The sequence below is a fragment of the Salinisphaera orenii subsp. halophila YIM 95161 genome, assembly GCF_003732545.1.
In the GTDB taxonomy this organism is placed as follows: domain Bacteria; phylum Pseudomonadota; class Gammaproteobacteria; order Nevskiales; family Salinisphaeraceae; genus Salinisphaera; species Salinisphaera orenii_A.
The window spans coordinates 1-1,425 of record NZ_AYKF01000016.1 but is presented as its reverse complement, the minus strand read 5'-3'; the positions used below and the strand labels follow the sequence as shown (position 1 = coordinate 1,425).

The following is a 1,425-nucleotide window of genomic DNA, read 5'->3' as shown; positions in this document are numbered from 1 at the left end:
GTAATGCCGTTCACTTAAGCGGCGCGGCTTGCCGATTGAGCGGATATCGGGTCTTCGACATCTTCACCGCCCTCGGCCTCGATGGCCGAGGGCGGTGATCCAGGCACAGCTGCGCCACCCCGGCTCGAAGTTCGGACAGTCGGGCCCCGGTACGCGATAACGGCTGGGCGGCCGCCATCACGATCAGTTGGGCCGCGATGTACTGATAGGCGAACTTGAAGCGGATACGAGTCGGGTCCTGGCCGTGGACCAGGGCTGCCTGACTGGCCTCGCGCCGGATCACGTTGTAGGCCAGCAATAACCCCCACACTTCCTGATACGCCAGATCCACGGTCTTGCTGCGCAGCGTGACCGCATTGTGCTGCAAGGCGCTTTTGATATCCCGGAACCCGACTTCGATCTCCCAACGCTCGCGATACAGGGCGGCGACCGCCTCGGTGTCATAGTCGGCGGCGGGCAGTGAGGTGAACACGGTCTGGCGTTTGCCTTTGTACGCCATGCGCACCGCGCGCACGTCCCAGGTCGCGGGCAGGTCCGGGTTACGCTGGCGCGCCTGCGGCGACACGCGCATGCGCAGCAACCGGTCGTCGGCGTTGTAGGTGGCGATGGTCTCGCCGACCAAGCCCTTGCGCGCGGGAATAAGCCAATGACGCTGAGTTCCGAGGGTGGCCACGCGCAGCAACAGGTCCGCGCCCCAGAATCCCTTGTCGAACAAGGTGACGGTGTGATTCGGGATCCGGTCGATGAAGGTCTCGGCCAGGCGCATCTCGCTACGCCGATACGGGCTGAGCTGGGCGTCGAGCACGACATGCGAGCGCACGTTCATCAGGGCCGCGACCCGCATCATGGGATATGGCGTCTGCCGGTCCGTGCCGGTATTGCCCGAGCCAAAGTGATCCCGTAGCGCCGGGGTATCGGGCGTGCGCAGCACGGCGCCGTCCACCGCCAGCACCTGCAGGCCGTGCCAGTCGTCGCCGGGGTAACGTTCGCTGCCCCAGCAGGCCCCGGTCTGGCGAAACAGCCACTCGACCGGCTCGCATCCCAGGCGCTGGCGCGCCTGCGACACGCCGCTGGGTGCCAACAGATGATCGGTGGCCAGGCCTCGGGCGCAGATGTTCAGACGCCGGGCCACCTCGGCGACCGGTTCGTTGCGAAACAACGCCATGCCCAGGACCAGCCACAGCACTTGATCCGAAGGCAGGCGCCGGCGTCGGATGGTCGCCTTCGAGGCCAGATGCAACGCGGACTCAACCCATTCGATCGGGATGTTCTGCGTGAACGTGCTCAGGTCGGAGAAAGAATGCAGATCGTCGAGGTCGAACAGGCGCTCTTGCAAGGACACAAAAAAATCCGGCTTCCACATGTGAAAGCCGGATTCTCGGTAAGCTCCGCCTAACCTGCAATGCTTAAGTGAACAGCATTACG

At 64.6% G+C, this 1,425-nt stretch carries 1 protein-coding gene; it reads right to left on the bottom strand.

Annotation, left to right across the window (positions count from 1 at the left end; translation table 11 throughout):
• Nucleotides 1–10 precede the first annotated feature (10 nt).
• Nucleotides 11–1,336, bottom strand: a complete 1,326-nt coding sequence (locus SAHL_RS02140) for an IS4 family transposase (RefSeq protein ID WP_123589775.1) — start codon at nucleotides 1,334–1,336, stop codon at nucleotides 11–13.
• Nucleotides 1,337–1,425: the final 89 nt, after the last annotated feature.